This is a genomic window from Paraburkholderia sp. UYCP14C (genome assembly GCF_004197395.1).
Taxonomy (GTDB): domain Bacteria; phylum Pseudomonadota; class Gammaproteobacteria; order Burkholderiales; family Burkholderiaceae; genus Paraburkholderia.
The window spans coordinates 63,885-87,755 of sequence record NZ_SELS01000018.1; the positions used below are offsets into that span (position 1 = coordinate 63,885).

The following is a 23,871-nucleotide window of genomic DNA, read 5'->3' on the forward strand; positions in this document are numbered from 1 at the left end:
GGCATCACCCGTGTGCCACGATGCACGCCGCCCGCTCCTCATCGCGAGGGGCGGGCGGCGTGCGCGGCCCAGGAGACACTAACAATGAGTCAAGCGATCGAAGTCAAGGTGCCGGACATCGGCGATTACAAGGACATTCCTGTGATCGAGGTGCTGGTGAAGGCGGGTGACACCGTCGAGAAAGAGCAATCGCTCGTTACGCTGGAATCCGACAAGGCGACGATGGACGTGCCGAGTTCGGCGGCCGGCGTCGTCAAGGAAGTGAAGGTCAAGGTCGGCGATACCGTGTCCGAAGGCGCGCTGATCATCGTGCTGGAAGGCGCCAACGCCGCTGCGGCGGCGCCGGCCGCTGCACCCGCACCGACGGCGGCTCCCGCTGCGGCGCCCGCACCCGCTGCGGCAGGCGGCGGTGTGCAGGAAATCAAGGTGCCGGATATCGGCGACTACAAAGACGTTCCCGTGATCGAGATCGCGGTGAAGGTCGGCGATCGCGTCGAGAAGGAGCAGTCGCTCGTCACGCTCGAATCCGACAAGGCGACGATGGACGTGCCGAGCTCGGCCGCCGGTGTCGTCAAGGAAGTGAAGGTCAAGGTTGGCGATACCGTGTCGGAAGGCTCGGTGATCGTCGTGATCGAAGCGGAAGGCGGCGCTGCCGCGGCACCCGCGCCGGCACCGGCAGCCAAGGCGCCGGTCGAAAAGCCGTCCGACGCGCCGGCCACGCCGAGCCCGGCACCGGCCGCGCCGTCCGCGCTCGCGCAGGCGCCGCTGATTCCGGCTGGCGAAGGCGGTTCGCGTCATCCGAGCCATGCGTCGCCGTCGGTGCGCAAGTTCGCGCGCGAACTGGGCGTCGACGTCGGTCAGGTGAAGGGCACGGGTCCGAAGGGCCGCATTACGCAGGCCGACGTGACCGCGTTCGTGAAGGGCGTGATGACCGGCCAGCGCGCCGCGCCGGCTGGTGCAGCCGCGCCGGCAGGCGGCGGTGGCGAGCTGAATCTGCTGCCGTGGCCGAAGGTCGACTTCACGAAGTTCGGCCCGATCGAATCGAAGCCGCTGTCGCGCATCAAGAAGATCTCGGGCGCGAACCTGCATCGCAACTGGGTCATGATTCCGCACGTCACGAACAACGACGAAGCGGACATCACCGAGCTCGAAGCGCTGCGCGTGGCGCTGAACAAGGAACACGAAAAGGCGGGCGTCAAGTTCACGATGCTCGCATTCGTGATCAAGGCCTGCGTGGCGGCGCTGCAGAAGTTCCCGACCTTCAACGCGAGCCTCGACGGCGACAACCTGGTGTTCAAGCAGTACTACCACATCGGTTTTGCCGCGGACACGCCGAACGGCCTCGTCGTTCCGGTGATTCGCGACGCGGACAAGAAGGGCCTCGTCGAGATCGCGAAGGAAATGGCGGACCTGTCGAAAGCCGCGCGCGACGGCAAGCTGAAGCCGGACCAGATGCAGGGCGGCTGCTTCTCGATCTCGTCGCTGGGCGGGATCGGCGGCACGCATTTCACGCCGATCATCAATGCGCCTGAAGTTGCGATTCTCGGCCTGTCGCGCAGCGCGATGAAGCCGGTGTGGGATGGCAAGCAGTTCGTGCCGCGCCTGACCATGCCGCTGTCGCTGTCGTACGACCATCGCGTGATCGATGGAGCGGCAGCCGCGCGCTTCAACGCGTACCTCGGTTCGATTCTTGCCGATTTCCGGCGTGTGATTCTTTGACCGGCTGTTGAGGTCCGCCGGCGCGGGCGCGGATAGTTTCGACTGGTCCGCGTCGCGCCGTCCGCGCGTTCGCGTGCTGTGCGCGTCGAACGCGCCGCTCATCACCGATCAATAAGAGAAGGGGACACCATGAGTCTCGTCGAAGTAAAAGTGCCGGACATCGGTGACTTCAAGGACGTCGACGTCATCGAAGTCAACATCAAGCCGGGCGACGTCATCGAGCAGGAGCAGTCGCTCTTGACGCTCGAGTCCGACAAGGCGTCGATGGAAGTGCCGAGCGACACCGCCGGCACCGTCAAGGAAGTACGCATCAAGCCGGGCGACAAGGTTTCGCAGGGCACGGTCATCGCGCTCGTCGAGTCAGCGGTGAACGGCGCGGCCGTAGCCGCACCGGCGGCCAAGGAACCGGAAAAGGCCGCTCCCGCGCCGGCGCCTGCCGCTGCGGCACCGAAGGCCGCCGCGCCGGCTCCGCAAGCCGGCAGCTACGCGGGCAGCGCCGACATCGAGTGCGACATGCTCGTGCTCGGTTCGGGTCCCGGCGGCTACTCGGCCGCGTTCCGCTCCGCCGACCTCGGCATGAAGACCGTGCTGGTCGAGCGGTATCCGACGCTCGGCGGCGTGTGTCTGAACGTCGGCTGTATCCCGTCGAAGGCGCTGTTGCACACCGCGCTCGTGATCGACGAAGCGGCTGACCTCGCGTCGCACGGCATCACGTTCGGCAAGCCGCAGATCGATCTCGACAAGCTGCGCGATTTCAAGTCGGGCGTGGTCAAGAAGCTGACCGGCGGTCTCGCCGGCATGGCGAAGGCGCGCAAGGTCGAAGTGGTGGTCGGTACCGGCGCATTCGTCGATCCGAACCATATGGAAGTGCAGACCGAGGGCGGCAAGAAGGTCGTCAGGTTCAAGCAGGCGATCATCGCCGCGGGCTCGGAAGCGGTGAAGCTGCCGTTCATTCCGGAAGATCCGCGGGTCGTCGATTCGACCGGCGCGCTCGAACTGCGGCAGATTCCGCAGCGCATGCTCGTGATCGGCGGCGGCATCATCGGCCTCGAAATGGCGACCGTGTACTCGACGCTCGGCGCGCAGATCGACGTCGTCGAAATGCTCGAAGGCCTGATGACGGGCGCGGACCGCGATCTGGTCAAGGTCTGGGAGAAGTACAACAGCAAGCGTTTCGCGAACGTGATGCTGAAGACCAAGACGACTGCGGCCGAAGCGAAGGACGACGGCATCTACGTGTCGTTCGAGGGCGAGAAGGCACCGGCCGAGCCGCAACGCTATGACCTCGTGCTGGTGGCCGTGGGCCGCTCGCCGAACGGCAAGCGGATCGGCGCGGAAAAGGCAGGGGTTGCGGTGACCGATCGCGGCTTCATCGACGTCGACAAGCAGCAGCGCACGAACGTGCCCCACATCTTCGCGATCGGCGATATCGTCGGTCAGCCGATGCTCGCGCACAAGGCCGTGCACGAAGGCCACGTGGCGGCGGAAGCCGCGCATGGCGAGAAGGCGTACTTCGACGCGATGCAGATTCCGTCGGTGGCTTACACCGATCCGGAAGTGGCATGGGCCGGCAAGACGGAAGAGCAGCTGAAAGCCGAAGGCGTCAAGTTCGGCAAGGCGGTGTTCCCGTGGGCCGCGTCGGGCCGCGCGATCGCCAACGGCCGCGACGAAGGCTTCACGAAGCTGCTGTTCGATGAGGAAACGCATCGCGTGATCGGCGGCGGTATCGTCGGTCTGAATGCGGGTGACCTGATCAGCGAAGTCTGTCTCGCGATCGAAATGGGCGCGGATGCGACGGATATCGGCAAGACGATCCATCCGCATCCGACGCTCGGCGAATCGGTCGGCATGGCCGCTGAGTTGTATGAAGGCGTCTGTACCGATCTGCCGCCCGTCAAGAAGAAGTAAGGCGGTATGCCGTGCCTGCATGGTGACGTGCGGGCGCGGCGAAGCGGGTCAAGCCGCGCGGCAAAGAAAAACGGCGCACTCCATGTCGGAGCGCGCCGTTTCTGTTTTCGCGAGGGCCGTTATGCGGGCAAAAAAATCCCGGCTTGGCGGCCGGGCAAACGATACGCTATTGCAACGTATCGGAGCGTTCGGAAAATCAAACCGTATGAGCGGCAACGGCGCGACGCTGTTGCTAACGATAACGCCGGCGCAGCGGGTAGGCTGGGCCGGCGTGAAAGACGACGCCAGGCGTGAAGCCTGGCGTGTTCAAGCGTGAAGCTTAGACTGCCTTCTTGGCAGCAGCGCGCGATGCTTGCGCAGCGGCTTGCGAAGCTGCCTTCGAAGCGGCCGTTGCAGCTGCATTGAAGTTGCTTTCGGCGATTTCGACAGCCTGGCGGGTAGCCTTGTGGACCGTTTCGTACGTGGTGTTGGCGGCGGTGATAGCCGACTTCATCACGGCGACAGCGGTTTCCGAACCAGCCGGCGCGTTCTTGGCGACGTTTTCGACGAGCGCCTGAACCTTGCGGTTTTGCTCTTCGAATTGCGCTTCCGCGACGCGGGTGAATTCACCCTGCGTTGCCGAAACGATTTCGTACACGTGGCGGCCATACGACAGCGCCTTCTCAGCCACCGGCTGCGCGAGGCTTGCTTGCAGTGCCAGCAGTTCCTGCGCGTCCTTCACGGACAGCGCGCGTTGGGCATTTTCCTGGCTTTCGGCGAGCGTCGACTTCACAACTTGCAGGTTCAGCTCGACCAGCTTTTCGACGCCTTCAAATGCTTTGGTCGTCAGGCCGAACAAGGTTTCGAAGTTGGCTTTCTGGGCTGCGGCGAATTGCTCAGGGGTCAGCAGAGTCATGGTTTACGCTCCTGGATCGCGGCCGGTCTGTGCGGACCGCATTGGGTGGGTGGCAAGACGCAAGTTGCTCGTCTGCCCGGACCGCGATGTATTGTGCATCGCAGCAATGGTTCCCATTTTAGGATGGCTACAAAGAATGTCAAGCGTTTTTTGTGCGTCGCACAATGTTAAGAAAATGCCGATAAAACAGTAGCTTATGCAGTAGGCATGACATTAACATGACGCGGAACGATTGAGTCGTTGCACCTTGATGGTGCGAGATAAAGCACCCTTCGGCAGGCGCTCGGGAAATTATTTTTCCCCCTCAAAGCCTGTATACGGGGCGGAGCGAGGTGCTTCACGGGGATTCCTGCCCTCAAAAACCGATCATCACGATTTCGATGTAAACCACAAGGTGACAAGGAACGTTAAAGGACGATGGCAGTCGAACGCGCGTTAGTGACTTTCGTCAGGCACTTAATAGTCTGTCGCACGCTCGCAACGCCTTCATGGCGCGGCGCAGTAGTTTCGCCGCTGCTCTGACAGTATCTCCCCGGATCAAGGTCGTCTCAATATTGCCGTTATCCTGCAAGGATCTGCTCGATTTAAGCTGGGCGGCGGCAATGGCGAGGCTCGCCGGCGACGATCGTTTTTTTCGATCGAGGCGCGGCACTTATTGGCGTTTTTGCGATCGGAGCTGACAAGCCGGTTTAAGGAGCGCGTATAAGTGCTTCAAATTGCTAATTTTTCGTTGCTTTACTACACTTGCGGAAACCTCTCGCCGCTCCCTATCGAACACACATGAAAACCGACATGTTTTCGTCGCTAAAAGTGCTCCACGGCGCGGCGCGCAGCACCGCTCTGTCGGTCGCCGTCTCGCTGGCCGTCGCAGCGGCATTCGCTACCCCTGTCAGCACTTTTGCCGCTACGTCTGCTGCAACCGCAAAAACTTCCAAACACGCCAAAGCCGCCAAAAAGCCGACGCAGCCGGCCGCCACCGAAAAGGTGTCGAGCCGTGCGGCGAAAGCCGGCAAGGGCGAGACCGTGAAAGCCGCCGCCGCTGACGAAGATGCGCCGCACGCCGGCGTCAAACGCAAGCGTGTGTCATTCACGGCGAACGGCCGGCACCATTCGGCGATGCGACGTGTCGCGTACGAGCCGCGCCAGCCGAGCGTCGGCCAGGCCTTCGGTCTGCACGAGACACCGGACGCGCTGATGCTGCGCTCGAGCGTCGCGTACGTGATCGACCAGAACAGCGGCGAGTCGCTGTTCGACAAGAACTCGCGTGCCGTGGTACCGATCGCGTCGATCAGCAAACTGATGACCGCGATGGTCGTGCTCGATTCGAAAGAGCCGATGACCGACCAGATCGAAGTCACCGACGAAGACCGCGACTACGAGAAGAACACGGGTTCGCGTTTGTCGGTGGGCTCGGTACTGTCGCGCGAGGACATGCTGCACATCGCGCTGATGGCGTCGGAAAACCGCGCGGCGGCGGCGCTGTCGCGTTACTACCCGGGCGGCCGTCCGGCCTTCCTCGCGGCGATGAACGCGAAGGCGAAGCAGCTCGGCATGAACGACACGCACTTCGAGAACCCGACCGGTCTGACGAGCATGAACGTGTCGAGCGCGCGCGATCTCGTGAAGATGGTCAACGCCGCGTATCAGTACCCGCTGATCCGCAAGTTCTCGACCGATCACAGCTACGAGGTGTACACCGGCAAGCGCACGCTCGCGTACAACAGCACGAACGCGCTGGTGCGCAACCCGACATGGGACATCGGTCTGCAGAAGACCGGCTTCATCAACGAAGCGGGCGAGTGCCTCGTGATGCAGGCGACCATCCACGGCCGGCCGATGATCCTGGTGCTGCTCGACTCGTCGGGCAAGTACTCGCGTTTCGCGGACGCGACGCGTCTACGTACGTGGCTCGACAACGGCGGCGACCAGCCGCGTATCACGAGCGCCGATGCCGGCGGTCCGGGTACCTGAAGCCGGAACGATTCCGCAGCCGATCGGTTTCAGGCCGGCTGCGGCCATCGGGCAAAGAAAAAGCCTCGCGGATGCGAGGCTTTTTCTTTGGCGCCGGCGAGGGCACGGCGGCGAAGGGATGCAACGGCGACCTGACGGCCGCTGCCTCATCGATCAATGCTGGCCGTGGGAACCATGCGAGCCATGAGAGCCGTGCGAATGGTCCTGCTGCGGTTGCGGCCGGTAGCCAAGCGACTCCGAAATCATCAACGCGGTCTGGCTCAATTGTCCGAGCCACGAATCCTGCAAACGATCGGCCGGCGCCGACAGCGACAGGCCTGCGACCAGTTTGCCCGTATCGTCGTAGATGCCGGCGGCGATGCAGCGCACGCCCAACTCCAGTTCCTCGTTGTCGCGCGCGCAGGCCTGCTGGCGCACGTGCGACAGCTCGCGCTCGAGTTTCGCGAGATCGGTGATGCTGTTCTGCGTGTGACCCGACAGACCGGTGCGTGTGGCGTAGGCACGCACGCGGGTGGCTTCGTCGGCGGCGAGAAACAGCTTGCCGACCGAGGTCAGATGAAGCGGCGCACGCCCGCCGATCGCCCGCACCACCTGCATGCCCGAGCGCTCCGAATACGCGCGTTCGATATAGACGATTTCGTCGCCCTGACGCACCGACAGATTCACGGTCTGCCCGGTCTGGCGGTGCAGTTCGCGCATCGGCGTGAGCGCCGCGTCGCGCACCGACAGGCGCGCCTTGACGAGATTGCCGAGTTCGAGCAGGCGCATGCCGAGGCGGTAGGTGCCCGGGTCCGAACGGTCGACCAGCCGGCACATCACCATATCGTTCAGGATGCGGTGCGCGGTGGACGGGTGCAGCTCCGTGCGCAGGGCCAGTTCTTTCAGGCTGACCGGGTCGGTATGCGACGCCAGTGCGTCGAGCAGGCGCATCATGCGTTCGATCACCTGGATCGAAGTTTTGGGGTCCGGATTGGTATCGCTCATATGAGAATCGGTGGATGCGTCAAACAGCGAAAACTGATTGTATCCCGTATGGTGAAAAAAGCGAACGCGCTTCGAAGCGCGCTCCCAATCCGGCGCGGCGTGCTTCCTATGCCTTCCGGTCGTTGGTATTGCACCGCCAAACAGCGGATAATCAGGGACGTTTCCCCGAAAGGAGGGCTCATGCGAGTCGGATTGTTCGTCACGTGCCTGATCGACCTGATGCGTCCCGAAATCGGTTTTTCGGTCATCAAGCTGATCGAAGGCGCCGGTTTCGATGTCGTGGTGCCGCCCGCGCAAACCTGTTGCGGGCAGCCCGCGTACAACTCCGGAGACCGCCGGCTCGCGCGTGAACTCGCCGAGAAAACGCTGCGCGAATTTGAACAGTTCGACTACGTGGTGGTGCCGTCGGGGTCCTGCGGCGGCATGATCCGCGCGCACTACGGCGACCTGTTCCGCGACGATCCCGAACTGATGAACCGTTTCGGTCGCCTGCGCGGCAAGGTGTTCGAGCTGACGGATTTTCTCGTCAACGTCGCGAAAGTGCAGTTGCAACCGGGCGAATTCACCGGACAGGTGACTTATCACGACTCATGTTCGGGCTTGCGCGAACTGGGCGTCAAGGCGCAGCCGCGCGAACTGCTCGCGCAGGTCGGCGTCGCGGTCATCGAGATGAAAGGCTGCGAGCATTGCTGCGGCTTCGGCGGCACGTTCGCGGTCAAGTACGGCGATATCTCGACCGCGATCGTCGACGAAAAGTGCGCCAACATCGCGGCGAGCGGCGCGGGTACGGTGGTGCTCGGCGACCTCGGCTGCATGTTGAATATCGAAGGGCGGCTGCGCCGCAACGGCGACTCGACGACGCGCGTGCTGCATATCGCGCAGGTGCTGGCCGGCGACGTGTAGTCCCGCGCGGGGAACCCGGGCCATTGTTCGCGTCGCGTTCCTTTTTGCTGTCACGCATTGCGTCGCGCGAGAATGCAGCGCGCGTTTCAATCCGATCTTATCAGGGCCGCCATGCAAGTCCAATCGATGCAGTTCAAGGCTCGCGCCGGTCAGAAACTCGCCGACCAGCGCCTGCAGCAGAACCTGACCAAGCTGTCCACGAAGTTCGTGTCGGCGCGCGCGAGCGCGATGACCGCGATCGACTTCCCCGCGACGCGTGCGGCGCTCAAGGAGCGTCGCAATCGCGCGCTCGACAATCTCGACGTATGGCTCGAAACCTTCGAGCGCGAGGCGACCCGGCGCGGCGTGACGGTGTTGTTCGCGGAGACCACGCAGGAGGCCGCGCGACTCGTCGGTGACATCGCGCGCAAGCATGACGTGAAGAAGGTGATCAAGACCAAGTCGATGGTCACCGAGGAGATGCGCCTGAACGAGGTGCTCGGGCAGATGGGCGTGCAGTCGATCGAAACCGATCTCGGCGAATACATCCTGCAGATCAACGACAACGAGCCGCCCAGCCACATCATCGCGCCAGTCGTTCACAAGGATAAGGACGAGATCGCCGACCTGTTCGCGAAGACGCACGGCCGACCGCGGCTCACCGAGATTCCCGACATGACGCGCGAGGCGCGCGAGATGCTGCGACCGCATTTTCTTAGTGCCGACATGGGCGTGACGGGCGGCAATTTCATCATCGCGGAAACGGGCTCGGTCGCGGTCGTGACCAACGAGGGCAACGAAGGCATGTGCACGGTGATGCCGCGCGTGCACGTCGCTGTTACGGGCATCGAGAAGGTGCTGCCCACGCTCGAGGATCTCGCGACTGCGATGCGCCTGCTGCCGCGTTCGGCAACGGGCCAGGCGACCTCGAACTATTTTTCGATGCTGACCGGGCCGCGTGGCGCGGGCGATCAGGACGGGCCGGAGCATATGTACGTGGTGCTCGTCGACGGTGGGCGTACGGGGCTGATCGGCGGCGACTTTCAGGAGATGCTGCGCTGCATACGCTGCGGCGCGTGCATGAACCATTGCCCGGTGTATCAGAAGGTCGGCGGCCACGCGTATGGCTGGGTGTATCCGGGACCGATGGGTTCGGTGCTGACCCCGAGCTATGTCGGCATCGACAAGGCGCTCGATCTGCCGCAAGCGGCGACGCTGTGCGGCGAATGCAATAGCGTGTGCCCGGTTGGTATCCCGCTGTCCGATCTGCTACGCAAGCTGCGCGAAAAGCAGACGGAGCGACACCTGCGGCCTTGGAAGGAGCGCGCCGGATTGGCGCTGTGGGGCTGGCTCGCGCTGCATCCCGGTGCCTATGCGCTCTTAACCAAACTCGCCGTGCGGGTGCTGGAGCGCATGGGTGGGCGCAATCGGTCGATCGCCAAACTGCCGCTCGGCGGCGCGGGCTGGACCGATACGCGCGACATGCCGGCGCCGGTGGGTCGTACGTTCCGGGAGTTGTATGCCGCGCAGCGCAGCCATCTTGGCTGAGCGGGCGGCCTTGGGAGGGGTTTGACGGCTGCGCGCTCGCGCAGCCTTCGGGGTGAGTGCAGAAGCAGGCGGGATAGTTCGGCGCCGCTCCGACCTCAATGTTCAGTCATCTGGCCAGGCTGACGCGCGGGTGGATTTCTCGCCGAGTCGTTGCCACGCCAGCCGCCGTTGCCGGCTTGCGGCTGTGCCGGCGGCGGGCCGCCTGCACCGGGGCGCGGGCCGCCACTGGCGCCGCCAGGGCCGCGCGGACCGCCCGCTGCGCCCTGCGGCGGTGGGCCGCCGTGCGGTTGTCCGGGACCGCCGGCATTGTTGCCATGGCCGTTGCCGTGATCGCCGTGATCTCCGTGGTGCCAGTCGTTGTCGTTTGGATGACCGCGATCCGGATAGCCGCGATAGCCGGGGCCCGGTCCCGGGCCGTAGTAGCGTCCCGGACCGTAATCGCTGTAGCCGAGGTACACATTGGTTTGCGGCACGACTGCGGCGCCCGGCGCGTACGCGGAACCGTCATAACCGTCGTAGCCGCTATAGGCGCCGTAGCCGTTGCCGTACATCGGCGTGCCGTCCGGATAGACCGCGCAGCCGCCGAGCAGAGCGGCAGCCACGAGGCCAGCGAGAGGTGCAATGCGTTTCATTTTGCGGGACCGTTTGCAAGTGCAAAGAAATATAGGTGTAAGAATAAGACCATCATTATCGCCGTCCGTCGCGGCGGCTTTGTATGTGTTTGTAAGCTTTTCTTTTTCGTGCCAGCGGGTCTGCCATCGTTCCAGAAAGCGCCGTCAATTCACTGTTCCATTTCGAGCAACGAACTATCTCGTTCGGGCGGGTTTTTCCTGATTGTGAATTCCTATAGCATTTCGACTGGGCATAGTGCGCCACGAGCTCATGCGCCCCTAATTGGAAAACACATCATGAAAAAGACAATATCGGTGTACTGGCCTCTGGCCATCGTTGTACCGCTCGCGGTGCTCGCCTATCTTCACGTCAACGGCCAAACCGCGTCGCGCGCTTCGCAGATGCCGCTCGACGCCAATCATCTGACCGCCGAACTCGCGCGCGCGGTGTCGTACGGCATGATCGACAGCGCGGCGGCATTGCCGGCCAAGCCGATGCGCGCCGCCACCGCGGCGCCCCTTGCCGAGGCGTCGTAAGCAGGCGCGACGGGCCGCGACGGTTCGAGGCCCGCTGCGCTCGCGCGGCTGTGGCACGGCCGGCGCGAATCCGTCGAGCTTTGTATAATCGCCGCGCAGTCCGCTGACTGTCTGCCGACCCCACGCGCGGCGCCTCATCCGTCGAAGAATTCCCGATGAAAACTGTTTCCGTCTGTTTCGTTTGCCTCGGCAATATCTGCCGTTCACCGACGGCGGAAGGCGTGATGCGTCATCTGGTCGAGGAGGCGCGGCTCGCGGACCGAATCCTGATCGATTCGGCCGGCACCGGCGATTGGCACATCGGCGCGGCGCCCGACGAACGTGCGCAACTCGCGGCACGTCAGCGCGGCTATGCGCTCGATGCGCTGCGCGGCCGCCAGATCACGGTCGTAGACTTTGAGCGTTTCGATCTACTAATTGCAATGGACGACCGCAACGTCGCCGCGTTGCGTCAACTGTGCCCGCCCGCGCAGCGTGACAAGATCCGTCTGCTGATGGAGTTCGTGCCGGAGTCTGATGGCCGCTGGAGCGGCGCGCGTGAGGTAGTCGATCCGTATTTCGGCGGCGCCGAAGGCTTCGAGTTGGTGCTCGATCAGTGCGAAGCCGCCTGCCGCGGGCTGATTGCTGCGCTGCGTCCGCAGTTGCTCGCGTAGGTATCGGGCGACGAACGCAGGCGTGGCGCCGAAGTATGGCGATCAATTAAGCGAACGACACAAAATTTGCCGCCCATACTTGACTAAATCGCTCATGTATTTATACTTGACAAAACTTGTCGAGAATTGCGGTTCCCACATCATATGAGACTCACCACGAAAGGCCGTTTCGCCGTCACGGCGATGATCGACCTGGCGCTTCGCCAGGAGCAGGGCCCGGTGACGCTTGCGGGTATCAGCCAGCGCCAACACATCTCCCTGTCGTATCTCGAGCAGCTGTTTGGCAAGCTGCGCCGTCATGAAATCGTCGAGTCCGTGCGCGGACCGGGCGGTGGCTACAATCTCGCGCGCCGTGCCGAAGAGGTGACGGTGGCCGACATCATCATCGCGGTCGACGAACCGCTCGACGCAACCCAGTGCGGCGGCAAGGGCACGTGCGAAGGCACCAAGCAGCACGACGGCCACTGCATGACGCACGAGCTGTGGTCGACGCTGAACCAGAAAATGGTCGAATACCTCGATTCGGTTTCGCTGAAGGATCTGGTCGATCAGCAGCGCTCGCGCGAAGGCGCCCCGGCGGTGCTGCGCGACAGGCGCAGCGACGCGCCGGCGGTCGAACCCGTCCGCGTGGCGCCGAAAGGTCCCAATTCCGTATTCAACATGGCCGGTTCGTGAAGCGCGGCACGCAATAGAACCCTTTCGCCGCAGCCCCAGATCGAACCCAGAAGCCAGAGCACATGACGTCCCCGGAGCAATTGATGAACAACGACTCTCTCCATCTGCCCATCTACATGGACTACAGCGCCACGACGCCGATCGATCCGCGTGTGGTGGACAAGATGATTCCGTATCTGCGCGAGCAGTTCGGCAACCCCGCGTCGCGTAGCCACGCCTATGGCTGGACCGCCGAGCGCGCGGTCGAGGAAGCGCGCGAGCAGGTCGCCGCGCTCGTGAACGCCGATCCGCGCGAAATCATCTGGACCTCGGGTGCGACGGAGTCGGACAACCTCGCTCTGAAAGGTGCCGCGCATTTCTACAAGAGCAAGGGCAAGCACATCATCACGGTGAAGACCGAGCACAAGGCGGTGCTGGACACCTGTCGCGAGCTCGAGCGCGAAGGCTTCGAAGTCACTTACCTGGACGTCAGGGACGACGGTCTGATCGACCTCGACGCGTTCAAGGCGGCGCTGCGTCCGGACACGATTCTGGTGTCGGTGATGTCGGTCAACAACGAGATCGGCGTCATTCAGGACATCGAGGCGATCGGCGAGATCACGCGTGAAAAGGGCATCATTTTCCACGTCGACGCGGCGCAGGCCACCGGCAAGATCCAGATCGATCTGCAGAAGCTGAAGGTCGACCTGATGTCGTTCTCGGCGCACAAGACCTATGGCCCGAAGGGCATCGGCGCGCTGTACGTGCGCCGCAAGCCACGTATCCGTATCGAGGCGCAGATGCACGGAGGCGGTCACGAGCGCGGCATGCGTTCGGGCACGCTGGCCACGCACCAGATCGTCGGCATGGGCGAAGCGTTCCGCATCGCGCGCGAAGAGATGGCGACCGAAAATGAGCGCATTCGCATGCTGCGTGACCGGCTGCTGAAAGGCCTGTCGGAAATCGAAGAAGTGTATGTGAACGGCGACATGGAAAAGCGTGTGCCGCACAACCTGAACATCAGCTTCAATTTCGTGGAAGGCGAATCGCTGATCATGGCGGTGAAGGACGTCGCGGTGTCGTCGGGCTCCGCGTGCACGTCGGCATCGCTGGAGCCGTCGTACGTGCTGCGCGCGCTTGGCCGCAACGACGAACTGGCGCACAGCTCGATCCGCTTCACGGTGGGACGCTTCACGACCGAGCAGGAAGTCGATTACGTGATCAACCTGCTGAAGACGAAGATTTCCAAGCTGCGCGATCTGTCGCCGCTGTGGGAAATGCACAAGGACGGGATCGATCTGTCGACCATCCAGTGGGCCGCGCACTGACGCGCCGGCTGGACGAAGCGGACATCGAACGTTCATCGGATTGCAGGTTGAAACGAATCAAGGAGTGTAATCATGGCTTATAGCGACAAGGTCCTCGACCACTACGAAAACCCGCGCAACGTCGGTTCCTTCTCGAAGGACGACGACGCGGTCGGCACCGGCATGGTCGGCGCGCCGGCCTGCGGCGACGTGATGAAGCTGCAGATCCGCGTTGGCGCGGACGGCATCATCGAAGACGCGAAATTCAAGACGTACGGCTGCGGCTCGGCCATCGCATCGAGCTCGCTCGTCACCGAATGGGTGAAGGGCAAGACGCTCGACCAGGCGATGTCGATCAAGAACACGCAGATCGCCGAAGAACTGGCACTGCCACCGGTGAAGATCCACTGCTCGATTCTCGCGGAAGACGCGATCAAGGCAGCGGTCGCCGACTACAAGCAGCGCCACGGCGAAGCAGCGGTGGCCGAAGACGGCAAGGCCGCCTGAGCAACAGGGTAAGAAGGAAGCAACCGGTGAGCGCGGCGCGAACACGCGCGCCGCGCACTCTGGCAACTGAGAAACGTTATGGCAATTACGTTGACCGAAAAGGCAGCACAGCACGTCCAGAAGTATCTGACCCGCCGCGGTAAAGGCATCGGGTTGCGCGTCGGCGTGCGCACCACCGGTTGCTCGGGCCTCGCCTACAAGCTCGAGTACGTAGACGAACTTGCACCGGAAGATCAGGTGTTCGAGACGGGCGGCGTGAAGGTCGTCGTCGACCCGAAGAGTCTTGCGTATATCGACGGCACGGAGCTCGACTTCGCGCGCGAAGGGTTGAACGAAGGCTTCAAGTTCAACAACCCGAACGTGAAAGACGAATGCGGTTGCGGCGAGTCGTTCCGCGTCTAGGTTCGATACTTTCCGCGTGCGGCGGATCAAAGGCGGCGCGGGCCGCCTTTTTAGTTTGGTCCGCGCCCGACTGAAGCGCTCACGCCTGACACGGCCCAACGTTCCCACACGACGTTTTCATCAACGGACTTTTATTCGATGGCCTCGCTGAAGGATAGCCACTTCGATCTGTTTGGTCTGCCGGCGCAATTCGCGCTCGACGCGGGCACGCTCGATCACGCGTACCGCACCGTGCAGGCGCAGGTGCACCCGGATCGCTTCGCGGCGGCCGGCGATGCGCAAAAGCGTATCGCGATGCAATGGGCGACGCGCGCGAACGAGGCGTATCAGACGCTGCGCGATCCGCTCAAGCGCGCAGCCTATCTGCTGTCGTTGCGCGGGATCAACGTCGGCGTCGAGAACAACACGGCGATGGAGCCCGCGTTCCTGATGCAGCAGATGGAGTGGCGCGAGAACATCGAGGACGCAGCGGCGGCGAAGAACGTCGACGCGCTCGACGCGTTGCTCGTCGAGTTGCGCGACGAAGAACGTCAGCGCTTCGACAAGCTCGGCGCATCGCTCGATAGCGGCGCGAATCAGGCGGCGGCCGAAGCGGTGCGGCAAATGATGTTCATCGAGCGCGTCGCGTCGGAAATCGACGTGCAGATCGAGCGGCTCGAAGGCTAGCGCGGTTTCGGGCGACGCGCGCAACAAGCGTTGCGCCGGCAAGCAGCAACACGCCGAAAGAGCAACGGTAAGCAGCAACGTAGCAAGCGACGAACAACAACCAGAGCGGCCGCGAGCCGCGGCATCACCCCCAGCAACGCGAACATTCAGGACGGGGCACAACGTCCCCGAGAAGATCCAGATGGCCTTATTGCAAATCTCCGAACCCGGCATGGCGCCGGCGCCTCACCAGCGGCGTCTGGCGGTCGGTATCGATCTCGGCACCACCAACTCCCTCGTCGCCGCCGTGCGCAGCGGCCTGCCCGACGTGCTGCCCGACGAAGACGGGCACGTGCTGCTGCCGTCGGTGGTGCGCTACCTGGAGCAGGGCGGCCGTCGCATCGGCCGCCGGGCGAAGGCCGAGGCCGCGAGCGACCCGCGCAACACGATCGTGTCGGTCAAGCGCTTCATGGGCCGCGGCAAGGCCGAGGTGGAGGGCGCCGAAAACGCGCCGTACGATTTCGTCGACGCGCCCGGCATGGTGCAGATCCGCACCGTCGACGGCGTGAAAAGCCCGGTCGAGGTATCGGCTGAAATTCTCGCGACGCTGCGTCAGCGCGCCGAAGACACGCTCGGCGACGAGCTGGTCGGCGCGGTGATCACGGTGCCGGCTTATTTCGACGAAGCACAGCGCCAGGCCACCAAGGACGCCGCGCGCCTCGCGGGCCTGAACGTGCTGCGTCTGCTCAACGAGCCGACCGCGGCCGCGATCGCCTACGGTCTCGACAACGGCGCGGAAGGTCTGTACGCGGTCTATGACCTCGGCGGCGGCACCTTCGACCTGTCGATCCTGAAGCTCACCAAGGGCGTATTCGAAGTACTCGCAGCCGGCGGCGATTCCGCGCTAGGTGGCGACGACTTCGACCATGCGCTGTACCGCCATGTGCTCGAACAGGCCGGCATCGCGCCGCGCACGCTCGCGCCGCACGATGTGCGTCTGCTGCTCGATGGCGTGCGCGAGGCCAAGGAGGCGTTGTCGAGCGCACCGCAGGCAACCCTCAAGCTCACGCTTGCCAACGGCACCGCGCTCGATCTGACGATCGACGAAGCCACGTTCGAGACCATCACGGCCGAGCTGGTGCAGCGCACGCTGGGTCCGACGAAAAAGGCATTGCGCGACGCGAAGGTCACCACGAAGGAGATCAAGGGCGTCGTGCTGGTCGGCGGCGCGACGCGCATGCCGGTGATCCGCCGCGCGGTCGAGGCGTTCTTCGGCCAGCCGCCGCTCGTCAATCTCGATCCGGATCAGGTCGTCGCGCTCGGCGCCGCGATCCAGGCCGATCTGCTGGCCGGCAACCGCGGCGCGGAAGGCGACGAATGGCTGCTGCTCGACGTGATTCCGCTGTCGCTCGGCGTCGAGACGATGGGTGGTCTCACCGAGAAGATCATTCCGCGCAACTCGACGATTCCGGTCGCGCGTGCGCAGGATTTCACGACCTTCAAGGACGGCCAGACCGCGATGGCGATTCACGTCGTGCAAGGCGAGCGCGAGCTCGTCAGCGATTGCCGTTCGCTCGCGCGCTTCGAGCTGCGCGGCATCCCGCCGATGGCCGCCGGCGCCGCGCGCATTCGCGTGACCTATCAGGTCGACGCCGACGGCCTGCTGTCCGTGTTCGCACGCGAGCTCGCGTCGGGCGTGGAGGCATCGGTGGTCGTGAAGCCGTCGTATGGCCTCGCCGACGACGACATCGCACGCATGCTCGAAGACAGTTTTTCGACCGCTGAGATCGACATGCGGGCGCGCGCCTTGCGCGAGGCGCAGGTCGAAGCGCAGCGTCTCGTCGAAGCGACCGACGCGGCGCTCGCCGCCGACGCCGAGCTGCTCGACGACAGCGAACGCGCCGAACTCGACGCGCTGCTCGCGGCATTGCGCAACGTCGCGCCGGGCGAGGACGTCGGCGCGATCGAAGCTGCGACGAAGGCGCTCGCCGAAGGCACCGACGAATTCGCCGCGCGCCGCATGAACAAGGGAATTCGCCGCGCGCTGTCGGGCCGCAAGCTCGACGAGATCTGAACGGGCGAACGTCGCGAAGGCCGCGCGCACGCGGCATGCGCGTCGCGTGAACGAACTGGCACCGCGCACTTGCTTCACGGACGAACAGCGAACCTCCCACGCACCACCGGAGCGCGCCGCGTGGACTTAAAAAGTCCGCGCGGCGCCAGTAAAATGGTACGGAGCCTGCACGCGGCATTGCTGGCAGCCGCCGTGCCTCAGACCCAAACGGAAACTGTATGCCTCAAATCGTTGTGCTGCCTCACGTCGAACTGTGCCCGGAAGGCGCGGTGATCGACGCCGTTCCCGGCAAGAGCATCTGCGACAACCTGCTCGAACACGGTATCGAAATCGAGCATGCGTGCGAGAAGTCGTGCGCGTGCACGACCTGTCACGTGATCGTGCGTGAGGGTTTCGCCGCCTTGACGCCGTCCGAGGAAGACGAGGACGATCTGTTGGACAAGGCGTGGGGGCTCGAACCGGCGTCGCGCCTGTCGTGTCAGGCGATCATGCCGGACGAGCAGGATCTGGTCGTAGAAATTCCGCGTTACTCGATCAATCACGCGAAGGAAAACCACTAACAGGAGGGCGCCGCCATGAAGTGGACCGATACGCAGGACATCGCGATGGCTCTGACGGACAAGCATCAGGACGTCGATCCGCAGCAGGTGCGTTTCACCGACCTGCATCGCTGGGTGACCGAGCTCGAAGGCTTCGACGACGATCCTAACCGCTCGAACGAAAAGATTCTCGAAGCGATTCAGGCGGCGTGGATCGAAGACGCGGATTATTGAGTGTCTTTGGCGCTTGCGCGCCGAACTCCAAAGAAAAGGAAAGGCGATTCCACCGGAATCGCCTTTTTTCATTGCCGCGGCGGAAAACGCAGAGCGTCGAGCCTAGTCGGCGACGAGGGTGCCGTTCTGGACGCGCACGCGTTCGCCATCGTGGAACGGCGGCGCCGCTTGATAGGTGAAGTAGCGCGTCTTGCCGTCTTCCATGTGCACGCGCACCGAATACGACGTCGTGCTGCGCAGATGTTTTTCGACCGAGTTGCCGGCGAGCCCGCCGCCGAGCGCGCCGAGCAGCGTCATCGCGGTACGGCCGCCGCCGGCTCCGAACTGGTTACCGACCACGCCACCGGCCACCGCGCCGCCGACCGCGCCAATGCCCGTGCCATGTCCTTCATGCCGAACCGCCGAGATCGCCGCGACGGTGCCGCAAGTCGAGCAGTAAGCGCCTTGCGGGGCCGGCTGCTGCGCATACTGCGGCGCCGCTTGCGGCTCGGGTGGTTGCGCGGCCTGCGACTGCGGCGCGGCCTGCGCCTGCTGTTGCTGCGCGTATTGCTGTTGCTGCACCGGAGCGGGCACCGCGGCTGGAGCGGCCGGCTCCGTTTGCTGAGCCTGAACCTGCTGCTGTTGCGCCGCCGGATTGACCGGCGCGGCCGAATCGACGACGCCCGGCGGTTGCGTGCCGACTTGCGCGGCTTGCGTCTGATCGGTCTGCGCGCCGTTGCCCGACGCCTTCGGGAACACGCCGGTGATCGCCGCGGTAGCGACGAGACTCGCGACCAGCACTGCGCCGGCGGCGACCGCGATCAACGGATGAAGACGATGTTGCTGCGTGGGTTGATGAGTAGGGGTGTCCATGTGGGGCCTCCGTTTCTGACAGAGCCGACTTTTAGTGAGACTGAGTGTCGGGCAAATCGATCCGGGCAGCGTTTCTATTTGTAACCGGCGCGGTGGCGTTGTGCAGTTGCTCGGCGGCCTTTACGTGGCGCGCCGTAGTATCAGCAAGCTTTCAAGACGATCGCGACCACGCAGACGTGCGCGCAATCGTGCAGGTTTTACCGCTGGTTACAAACGATCAGAAGCAGAAAACGGTCCCGCGCGGCGAGAACGAGCGCATAAAAAACGCCCGGCATCAACCGGGCGTTCTTAACAACCTTCGCATTACGCGCTCAGTGCCGCTCAATCCTCGCGACGCAGATGCGGAAACAGAATCACGTCGCGGATGCTCGGGCTATCGGTCAGCATCATCACCAGACGGTCGATGCCGATACCGCAGCCGCCCGCCGGCGGCATGCCGTATTCGAGCGCGCGGATGTAGTCCGCGTCGTAGAACATCGCTTCCTCGTCGCCGGCGTCTTTCTGGTCGACCTGCTTCTTGAAGCGCGCGGCCTGATCTTCCGGATCGTTCAGCTCCGAGAAACCGTTGGCGATTTCGCGGCCCGTGATGAACAGTTCGAAACGCTCGGTGATGCCTGCCACCTTGTCCGACGCACGCGCGAGCGGCGACACCTCGATCGGGTAGTCGATGATGTAGGTCGGCTCCCACAGTTGCGACTCGGCGGTCTCTTCGAACAGCGCCAGTTGCAGCGAGCCGACGCCCGCGTTCAGGAACTGCGGCTGCGACGCATCGACGCCGAACTTCTTCAGCTCGGCGCGCAGGAACGTGCCGTCGGCGAGCTGCTCGTTCGTGTATTGCGGCGCGTACTTCTGGATTGCCTGCGTGATCGTCAGCCGATGGAACGGCTTCGACAGATCGAGCTCGCGGCCCTGATAGGTGATCGTGGCCGTGCCGAGCGCATCGATCGCGGCTTGGCGAATCAGCTGCTCGGTGAAGTCCATCAGCCACTTGTAGTCGGTGTAGGCCGCGTAGAACTCGATCATCGTGAATTCCGGGTTGTGGCGCACGGACACGCCCTCGTTGCGGAAGTTACGATTGATCTCGAACACGCGTTCGAAGCCGCCCACCACCAGACGCTTCAGATACAGCTCCGGCGCGATGCGCAGGAACATCTGCATGTCGAGCGCGTTGTGGTGCGTGGAGAACGGCTTGGCCGCCGCGCCGCCCGGAATCGGATGCAGCATCGGCGTTTCGACTTCCATGAAGTCGGCCTTGGCCATGAAATTGCGAACCGACGCGATCGCCTTGGTACGCGCGACGAACGTGCGGCGCGTTTCCGGCGTGACGATCAGATCGACGTAGCGCTGGCGGTACTTCATTTCCTGGTCGGCGAGACCGTGGAACTTGTCGGGCAGCGGACGCAGCGACTTCGACAGCAGACGCAGCTCCGTGCAGCGCACCGACAGCTCGCCCTTGTTGGTGCGGAACAGCACGCCGCGCGCGGCGACGATGTCGCCCATGTCCCACTTCTTGAACGCGTCGTAGGTTTCCTGACCGACGTCGGCCGGCGTGATGAAGAACTGGATCTGACCCGAGCCGTCGCGCACGGTCGCGAAGCTCGCCTTGCCCATCACGCGTTTCAGCATCATGCGGCCGGCGATCGCGACTTCGAGCGGATTCGCTTCGAGCGCTTCCTTGTCGGTGTGCTCGTACTGCGCCTGCAGATCTTCGGCGTGGTGCGTGGGACGGAAATCGTTCGGATAGGCGACGCCTTGCTCACGCAGCTCGCGCAGCTTTTCGCGGCGCTCGGCGATGATCTTGTTGTCGTCCACTTCGGGCACGACGGTCGGCTGGGCGGCATTCCGCTGGGCGGCATTCCGCTGGGCCGCATTCGGCTGGGTCGGTTCGGTCATGATGATTTGGTATTCGGTGGCCCGCCGCGGAGTGCTCCATGGGCGGGAAGCCAGTCAGTGTAAAAACCTCAGGCGGTACTGGAAAAACGGAAGCGCAGTCCCGCTCGGTGAACGAGGCCGCGCCGTGCGCGCTTAGACGCCCTGTTTCAGGCTCGCGCTGATGAACGGATCGAGATCGCCGTCGAGCACGCTCTTCGTGTTGCTGATTTCGACGTTGGTGCGCAGATCCTTGATGCGGCTGTTGTCGAGCACGTACGAACGGATCTGATGACCCCAACCCACATCGGTCTTGCCGGCTTCGAGCTTGTCCTGCTCGGCCTGACGCTTGCGGATTTCCGCTTCGTACAGGCGCGATTTCAGCATCGCCATCGCTTCGGCGCGGTTGCGGTGCTGCGAGCGGTCGTTCTGGCACTGCACGACGATGCCCGACGGCATGTGCGTGATACGCACCGCGGAGTCGGTCTTGTTGATGTGCTGACCGCCCGCGCCCGAAGCGCGGTACGTGTCGATGCGCAGATCGGCCGGGTTGATTTCGACTTCGATCGAGTCGTCGATTTCCGGGTAGACGAACACCGATGAGAACGACGTGTGACGTCCGCCCGACGAGTCGAACGGCGACTTGCGCACGAGACGGTGCACGCCGGTTTCGGTACGCAGGAAGCCGTACGCGTATTCGCCTTCGATCTTGATCGTCGCGTTCTTGATGCCGGCGACGTCGCCTTCGGTCTGCTCGAGCACTTCGGTCTTGAAGCCCTTGCGCTCGCAATAACGCAGATACTGGCGCAGCAGCATCGATGCCCAGTCGCACGCCTCGGTGCCGCCGGCGCCGGCCTGGATGTCGAGAAACGCGTTGTTGGGGTCGGCCGGGTTCGCGAACATGCGGCGGAATTCCATGTCGGCGACGCGCGCTTCAATGCCCTGCGCATCGGCTTCGCAGGCGACGAGCGTTTCGTCGTCGGCTTCTTCGCGCGCCATCTCGAACAGGTCTTGCGCGTCGTTCACGTCGTTCGTGATCGACGTGAGCTTGCCGACGACGTCGTCGAGCAGCTTTTTTTCCTTACCGAGTGCCTGGGCGTGCTTCGAGTCGTTCCAGACGTCCGGGTCTTCGAGTTCCCGGTTGACTTCGATTAGACGCAGTGCTTTGTCGTCGTAGTCAAAGATACCCCCGTAGGTCGTCCGCGCGCTTGCGCAGGTCGGCCAGAGAGGCTTCGATCGCGTTGAGACGTTCCGCTTCCATGTCGATCTTCTATTGCTTCGTGAAAAGGGAGAAATTATAGCCGATCGGCATGCCGCGCCGGCGCCTCGCGGGCGATCCGGCGCGTGTTCGCGATTGATTTTGCGGAAGATTTCAGCTGAGCGCGTGCTCGACGATCAATTGCACGCGCGACACGCCGTTCCATGTGTCGCTCGAGAGCCGATAGGCGACGGTGGTGCGGGCGGGCAGCGTATCTGTGTGATTGAACCAGATCGCGTTAAAGCGCTGGCGGCCGCGCAGCAGTTGCAGCTTCAGATGCTTGTCCTTCACGAGCGCCTGCGACGCGACCTCGAATTGGCCCGAAAACACCGGCGCCGGAAAGCCCTGGCCCCACACTGCCGCGTCGAGCATTTCGACGAATTGCGGCGTGAAATACGCATCTTCGAGCTCGCCGTCGGTTTCGACCGTGCGCGCGAGTGCCTCCGCCGACAGCCATTCGCGGCCGACCGCCTCGAACGCGGCCGTGAAGCGCGGCACGTCGGCGGCGGCGATCGTCAGGCCCGCCGCCATCGCGTGGCCGCCGAATTTGACGATCAGGTCCGGTTCGCGCTTCGAGATCAGATCGAGCGCGTCGCGCAGATGGAAGCCCGCGATCGAGCGGCCCGAGCCCTTGACGAGCCCGCCGGTATCGTCGGCGGGCGCGAACGTGAACGACGGGCGGTGGAACTTCTCCTTCAGCCGTCCCGCGACGATGCCGATCACGCCCTGATGCCAGCCCGGATTGAACAGCGTGATCGTGGTCGAGCCGTCGGGGTCGACCGTCGACAGGTCGTCGAGCGCCTGCTGCTGCATGCCGGCCTCGATTTCGCGGCGCTCGCGGTTCATCGTGTCGAGCTGCTGCGCGAGTTCCCACGCGCGGCCGACGTCGTCGGTGGTCAGGCATTCGATGCCGAGCGACATGTCCGACAGCCGTCCGGCCGCGTTCAGGCGTGGTCCCAGCGCGAAGCCTAGGTCGAAGCCGGACGCGTTGCGCGCATCGCGCGCGGCGGCGCGAAAGAGGGCGGCGATGCCCGGCTGCATGCGGCCGTGGCGGATGCGCTGCAGACCTTGCGCGACCAGCACGCGGTTGTTGCCGTCGAGCTTGACGACGTCGGCGACGGTGCCGAGCGCGACCAGATCGAGCAGACCGTCGAGGCGCGGCTCGGGCAGCGCGTCGCCGAACGCGCCCCGGCGCCGCAGTTCCGCGCGCAGCGCGAGCAGCACGTAGAACATCACGCCGACGCCGGCCAGGCACTTGCTCGGGAACGTGCAACCCGGCTGGTTTGGATTGACGATCGCGCGCGCGGCGGGCAGTTCGTCGCCGGGCAGGTGATGGTCGGTGACGAGCACGTCGATGCCGAGCGCGTTGGCCGCCGCGACGCCATCGACGCTGGCGATGCCGTTGTCGACGGTGATCAGCAGATCGGGCTTGCCGGCCGCGCTGCGCGCCGCCAGCTCGACGATGTCCGGCGTGAGCCCGTAGCCGTGCTCCATGCGGTTCGGCACCAGATAGTCGATGCGCGCGCCGAACATGCGCAGCCCGCGCACCGCGACCGCGCAGGCGGTCGCGCCGTCGCAGTCATAGTCGGCGACGACCAGCATGCGGCGCTGTTGCTGGAGCGCGTCGGCGAGCAGCGCGGCGGCCGCGTCGCAGCCCTTCATTTCGGCGGGCGGCACGAGCCGCGCGAGGCCGGTTTCGACGTCTTCGGGCAGGCACACGCCGCGCGATGCGTAAAGGCGCGCGAGCACCGGATGCATGCCGCAGCGGGTCAGCACTTCGGCGTCGACGGGGGAGCAGGGGCGCGTAACGATTCGGGTCATG

The 23,871-nt window shown here is 64.1% G+C and carries 23 protein-coding genes; 16 read left to right on the plus strand and 7 right to left on the minus strand.

Features of this window, described 5'->3' with window-relative positions:
• The first annotated feature begins 84 nt into the window (after positions 1–84).
• From aceF to EVC45_RS18310, 3 genes are all read left to right on the plus strand, one after another.
• On the plus strand, positions 85–1,719 hold the full coding sequence (gene aceF, locus EVC45_RS18300) for a dihydrolipoyllysine-residue acetyltransferase (RefSeq protein WP_129959349.1): 1,635 nt from the start codon (positions 85–87) through the stop codon (positions 1,717–1,719).
• A 129-nt stretch (positions 1,720–1,848) separates the two neighbouring features.
• Complete coding sequence (gene lpdA, locus EVC45_RS18305) at positions 1,849–3,627, plus strand: dihydrolipoyl dehydrogenase (protein ID WP_129959350.1); 1,779 nt, start codon at positions 1,849–1,851, stop codon at positions 3,625–3,627.
• 82 nt (positions 3,628–3,709) lie between these two features.
• Positions 3,710–3,943: a hypothetical protein gene (locus tag EVC45_RS18310; RefSeq protein ID WP_129959351.1), complete on the plus strand. Its 234-nt coding sequence runs from the start codon at positions 3,710–3,712 to the stop codon at positions 3,941–3,943.
• Between the two features lie 3 nt (positions 3,944–3,946).
• Here EVC45_RS18310 and EVC45_RS18315 read toward each other — a convergent pair whose 3' ends face one another.
• Positions 3,947–4,522 carry a phasin family protein gene (locus tag EVC45_RS18315; RefSeq protein ID WP_013089827.1) on the minus strand — a complete coding sequence of 192 codons (576 nt, stop codon included), beginning with the start codon at positions 4,520–4,522 and terminating at the stop codon, positions 3,947–3,949.
• Positions 4,523–5,302: 780 nt separating this feature from the next.
• Between EVC45_RS18315 and pbpG the strand changes: the two genes are divergently transcribed.
• Entirely contained in the window at positions 5,303–6,493 is a 1,191-nt protein-coding gene (pbpG, locus tag EVC45_RS18320) for a D-alanyl-D-alanine endopeptidase (RefSeq protein ID WP_129959352.1), read from the plus strand.
• A 153-nt stretch (positions 6,494–6,646) separates the two neighbouring features.
• On the opposite strand, the gene EVC45_RS18325 is transcribed toward pbpG, so the two are convergent.
• Positions 6,647–7,477 carry an IclR family transcriptional regulator gene (locus EVC45_RS18325; protein ID WP_129959353.1) on the minus strand — a complete coding sequence of 277 codons (831 nt, stop codon included), beginning with the start codon at positions 7,475–7,477 and terminating at the stop codon, positions 6,647–6,649.
• A gap of 180 nt (positions 7,478–7,657) precedes the next feature.
• On the opposite strand from EVC45_RS18325, the gene EVC45_RS18330 reads away from it, so the two are divergent.
• Together EVC45_RS18330 and EVC45_RS18335 are read left to right on the plus strand one after the other, a co-directional pair.
• A complete protein-coding gene (locus tag EVC45_RS18330) occupies positions 7,658–8,380 on the plus strand; it encodes a (Fe-S)-binding protein (protein ID WP_129959354.1) in 723 nt (240 codons plus the stop codon).
• Between the two features lie 111 nt (positions 8,381–8,491).
• Positions 8,492–9,907 (plus strand): lactate utilization protein B, encoded by a 1,416-nt coding sequence (locus EVC45_RS18335; protein WP_129959355.1) that lies wholly within the window; start codon positions 8,492–8,494, stop codon positions 9,905–9,907.
• A 95-nt stretch (positions 9,908–10,002) separates the two neighbouring features.
• On the opposite strand, the gene EVC45_RS18340 is transcribed toward EVC45_RS18335, so the two are convergent.
• Entirely contained in the window at positions 10,003–10,539 is a 537-nt protein-coding gene (locus EVC45_RS18340; protein WP_129959356.1) for a hypothetical protein, read from the minus strand.
• 276 nt (positions 10,540–10,815) lie between these two features.
• On the opposite strand from EVC45_RS18340, the gene EVC45_RS18345 reads away from it, so the two are divergent.
• From EVC45_RS18345 to iscX, 10 genes are all read left to right on the plus strand, one after another.
• The gene (locus EVC45_RS18345; RefSeq protein WP_129959357.1) at positions 10,816–11,055 is read left to right on the plus strand and encodes a hypothetical protein; all 240 of its coding nucleotides are present in this window, start codon (positions 10,816–10,818) and stop codon (positions 11,053–11,055) included.
• A gap of 155 nt (positions 11,056–11,210) precedes the next feature.
• On the plus strand, positions 11,211–11,708 hold the full coding sequence (locus tag EVC45_RS18350; RefSeq protein ID WP_129959358.1) for a low molecular weight protein-tyrosine-phosphatase: 498 nt from the start codon (positions 11,211–11,213) through the stop codon (positions 11,706–11,708).
• Between the two features lie 144 nt (positions 11,709–11,852).
• A complete protein-coding gene (iscR, locus tag EVC45_RS18355) occupies positions 11,853–12,383 on the plus strand; it encodes a Fe-S cluster assembly transcriptional regulator IscR (RefSeq protein WP_013089819.1) in 531 nt (176 codons plus the stop codon).
• Between the two features lie 83 nt (positions 12,384–12,466).
• Positions 12,467–13,690 (plus strand): IscS subfamily cysteine desulfurase, encoded by a 1,224-nt coding sequence (locus EVC45_RS18360; RefSeq protein WP_129959359.1) that lies wholly within the window; start codon positions 12,467–12,469, stop codon positions 13,688–13,690.
• A 72-nt stretch (positions 13,691–13,762) separates the two neighbouring features.
• On the plus strand, positions 13,763–14,176 hold the full coding sequence (gene iscU, locus EVC45_RS18365) for a Fe-S cluster assembly scaffold IscU (protein WP_129959360.1): 414 nt from the start codon (positions 13,763–13,765) through the stop codon (positions 14,174–14,176).
• A 78-nt stretch (positions 14,177–14,254) separates the two neighbouring features.
• Positions 14,255–14,578: an iron-sulfur cluster assembly protein IscA gene (iscA, locus tag EVC45_RS18370; protein ID WP_129959361.1), complete on the plus strand. Its 324-nt coding sequence runs from the start codon at positions 14,255–14,257 to the stop codon at positions 14,576–14,578.
• A gap of 138 nt (positions 14,579–14,716) precedes the next feature.
• Complete coding sequence (hscB, locus tag EVC45_RS18375) at positions 14,717–15,244, plus strand: Fe-S protein assembly co-chaperone HscB (RefSeq protein ID WP_129959362.1); 528 nt, start codon at positions 14,717–14,719, stop codon at positions 15,242–15,244.
• Positions 15,245–15,425: 181 nt separating this feature from the next.
• A complete protein-coding gene (hscA, locus tag EVC45_RS18380; RefSeq protein WP_129959363.1) occupies positions 15,426–17,297 on the plus strand; it encodes a Fe-S protein assembly chaperone HscA in 1,872 nt (623 codons plus the stop codon).
• A 218-nt stretch (positions 17,298–17,515) separates the two neighbouring features.
• A complete protein-coding gene (gene fdx, locus EVC45_RS18385) occupies positions 17,516–17,857 on the plus strand; it encodes an ISC system 2Fe-2S type ferredoxin (protein WP_129959364.1) in 342 nt (113 codons plus the stop codon).
• A gap of 15 nt (positions 17,858–17,872) precedes the next feature.
• A complete protein-coding gene (iscX, locus tag EVC45_RS18390; RefSeq protein ID WP_013588918.1) occupies positions 17,873–18,070 on the plus strand; it encodes a Fe-S cluster assembly protein IscX in 198 nt (65 codons plus the stop codon).
• Between the two features lie 102 nt (positions 18,071–18,172).
• Here iscX and EVC45_RS18395 read toward each other — a convergent pair whose 3' ends face one another.
• The 4 genes from EVC45_RS18395 to recJ all read right to left on the minus strand — a co-directional run bounded on the left by EVC45_RS18395 (position 18,173) and on the right by recJ (position 23,870).
• Positions 18,173–18,922: a glycine zipper 2TM domain-containing protein gene (locus tag EVC45_RS18395; RefSeq protein ID WP_129959365.1), complete on the minus strand. Its 750-nt coding sequence runs from the start codon at positions 18,920–18,922 to the stop codon at positions 18,173–18,175.
• Positions 18,923–19,243: 321 nt separating this feature from the next.
• Complete coding sequence (gene lysS, locus EVC45_RS18400; RefSeq protein WP_248295180.1) at positions 19,244–20,815, minus strand: lysine--tRNA ligase; 1,572 nt, start codon at positions 20,813–20,815, stop codon at positions 19,244–19,246.
• Positions 20,816–20,947: 132 nt separating this feature from the next.
• Positions 20,948–22,052, minus strand: a protein-coding gene (prfB, locus tag EVC45_RS18405; RefSeq protein WP_129959366.1) for a peptide chain release factor 2 whose coding sequence is annotated in 2 segments (ribosomal slippage) — positions 20,948–21,970 and positions 21,972–22,052 — 1,104 coding nt in all. Because the reading frame shifts where the segments join, the coding sequence is not laid out codon by codon here.
• A gap of 111 nt (positions 22,053–22,163) precedes the next feature.
• Positions 22,164–23,870, minus strand: a complete 1,707-nt coding sequence (recJ, locus tag EVC45_RS18410) for a single-stranded-DNA-specific exonuclease RecJ (RefSeq protein ID WP_129959367.1) — start codon at positions 23,868–23,870, stop codon at positions 22,164–22,166.
• Position 23,871 lies beyond the last annotated feature (1 nt).

Bases quoted from the DNA above. Each gene is read 5' to 3' on its own strand.
- fdx (WP_129959364.1), top strand. From the start codon at position 17,516: ATGCCTCAAATCGTTGTGCTGCCTCACGTCGAACTGTGCCCGGAAGGC.
- lpdA (WP_129959350.1), top strand. From the start codon at position 1,849: ATGAGTCTCGTCGAAGTAAAAGTGCCGGACATCGGTGACTTCAAGGAC.
- EVC45_RS18335 (WP_129959355.1), top strand. From the start codon at position 8,492: ATGCAAGTCCAATCGATGCAGTTCAAGGCTCGCGCCGGTCAGAAACTC.
- EVC45_RS18310 (WP_129959351.1), top strand. From the start codon at position 3,710: ATGTCGGAGCGCGCCGTTTCTGTTTTCGCGAGGGCCGTTATGCGGGCA.
- aceF (WP_129959349.1), top strand. From the start codon at position 85: ATGAGTCAAGCGATCGAAGTCAAGGTGCCGGACATCGGCGATTACAAG.
- EVC45_RS18340 (WP_129959356.1), bottom strand. From the start codon at position 10,539: ATGAAACGCATTGCACCTCTCGCTGGCCTCGTGGCTGCCGCTCTGCTC.
- EVC45_RS18395 (WP_129959365.1), bottom strand. From the start codon at position 18,922: ATGGACACCCCTACTCATCAACCCACGCAGCAACATCGTCTTCATCCG.
- EVC45_RS18345 (WP_129959357.1), top strand. From the start codon at position 10,816: ATGAAAAAGACAATATCGGTGTACTGGCCTCTGGCCATCGTTGTACCG.
- EVC45_RS18325 (WP_129959353.1), bottom strand. From the start codon at position 7,477: ATGAGCGATACCAATCCGGACCCCAAAACTTCGATCCAGGTGATCGAA.
- hscB (WP_129959362.1), top strand. From the start codon at position 14,717: ATGGCCTCGCTGAAGGATAGCCACTTCGATCTGTTTGGTCTGCCGGCG.
- pbpG (WP_129959352.1), top strand. From the start codon at position 5,303: ATGAAAACCGACATGTTTTCGTCGCTAAAAGTGCTCCACGGCGCGGCG.
- EVC45_RS18360 (WP_129959359.1), top strand. From the start codon at position 12,467: ATGAACAACGACTCTCTCCATCTGCCCATCTACATGGACTACAGCGCC.
- lysS (WP_248295180.1), bottom strand. From the start codon at position 20,815: ATGACCGAACCGACCCAGCCGAATGCGGCCCAGCGGAATGCCGCCCAG.
- iscU (WP_129959360.1), top strand. From the start codon at position 13,763: ATGGCTTATAGCGACAAGGTCCTCGACCACTACGAAAACCCGCGCAAC.
- iscR (WP_013089819.1), top strand. From the start codon at position 11,853: ATGAGACTCACCACGAAAGGCCGTTTCGCCGTCACGGCGATGATCGAC.
- EVC45_RS18350 (WP_129959358.1), top strand. From the start codon at position 11,211: ATGAAAACTGTTTCCGTCTGTTTCGTTTGCCTCGGCAATATCTGCCGT.
- recJ (WP_129959367.1), bottom strand. From the start codon at position 23,870: ATGACCCGAATCGTTACGCGCCCCTGCTCCCCCGTCGACGCCGAAGTG.
- EVC45_RS18330 (WP_129959354.1), top strand. From the start codon at position 7,658: ATGCGAGTCGGATTGTTCGTCACGTGCCTGATCGACCTGATGCGTCCC.
- hscA (WP_129959363.1), top strand. From the start codon at position 15,426: ATGGCCTTATTGCAAATCTCCGAACCCGGCATGGCGCCGGCGCCTCAC.
- iscX (WP_013588918.1), top strand. From the start codon at position 17,873: ATGAAGTGGACCGATACGCAGGACATCGCGATGGCTCTGACGGACAAG.
- EVC45_RS18315 (WP_013089827.1), bottom strand. From the start codon at position 4,522: ATGACTCTGCTGACCCCTGAGCAATTCGCCGCAGCCCAGAAAGCCAAC.
- iscA (WP_129959361.1), top strand. From the start codon at position 14,255: ATGGCAATTACGTTGACCGAAAAGGCAGCACAGCACGTCCAGAAGTAT.